The organism is Treponema sp. R6D11, from assembly GCF_054786075.1.
The window spans coordinates 1-405 of record NZ_BDHD01001040.1; the positions used below are offsets into that span (position 1 = coordinate 1).

The window sequence follows — 405 nt, forward strand, 5'->3', positions numbered from 1 at the left end:
AAGCGACGGCGCCACGGTAATGTCCTACGAGCAGGAAATAATCGACGAAATCGATCCCAAGCACATGTCCGCCCACATGAACGCGAAGGCGGGGGGGCATCTTTTGCCCGGTTGGGAACCCGAGCGAATGGCGCGCGTAAAAGAACTTTTTGATCTGTACCGCGACATCGACGATACCGCCCTGCTCGCCAACATGAAATATTTTCTGGAAGCGATAATGCCCGTTTGCTCGAAATACAATATAAAAATGGCGATGCACCCCGACGATCCCGCGTGGCCGGTTTTCGGCCTTCCGCGCGTTATGTCAAACAAGGAACAGATACTGCGTATACTTAAAATGGTGGACAATCCGTTAAACGGCATAACCCTCTGCACGGGCAGCTTGGGGAGCGACCCGAACAACGA

Annotated in this window: 1 protein-coding gene; it reads left to right on the forward strand. The window is 53.3% G+C overall.

The genetic code is table 11. From position 1 onward, the window contains the following. Positions 1-405 (forward strand): mannonate dehydratase (locus ACYVTD_RS17385; RefSeq protein WP_461248882.1); only part of this gene is annotated, 405 nt, incomplete at both ends.